Below are 384 nucleotides of genomic sequence, written 5' to 3'. Positions count from 1 at the left end.
ATTCGGCGCTATTGTTTCTTTATACGTGTACTTTCCGTATGGTAGTTTAAATTTCGCTATACCTTGCTCATTTGTTTTTCCTTTTACTACTTCTTTTCCTTGTTCGTTGTAGATTGTAAATTCTGCATTTGGCAGTTTCGTATTCCCATCCGCTATATCTACTTTCGTTATTTCTAATTCACCTTCTACCTTCTTATCTTGAACGATATGTTTAATAATTTCTCCATTCTCTTTAATTTCAAATGCGAATGTCTCTTCATTTATTACATAGCCATTCGGCGCTATTGTTTCTTTATACGTGTACTTTCCGTATGGTAGTTTAAATTTCGCTATACCTTGCTCATTTGTTTTTCCTTTTACTACTTCTTTTCCTTGTTCGTTGTA

The 384-nt window shown here is 33.3% G+C and carries 1 protein-coding gene; it reads right to left on the bottom strand.

The window, feature by feature from the left end:
* A partial coding sequence (locus MR113_RS27515; protein ID WP_242257495.1) for an MSCRAMM family protein occupies window positions 1-384 on the bottom strand: 384 nt, incomplete at both ends.

Source organism: Bacillus cereus group sp. BfR-BA-01379, assembly GCF_022663605.1.
In the GTDB taxonomy this organism is placed as follows: domain Bacteria; phylum Bacillota; class Bacilli; order Bacillales; family Bacillaceae_G; genus Bacillus_A; species Bacillus_A mobilis.
Note: the sequence above shows the minus strand (reverse complement) of the source record. Positions and strands in the feature narration are given on the sequence as shown.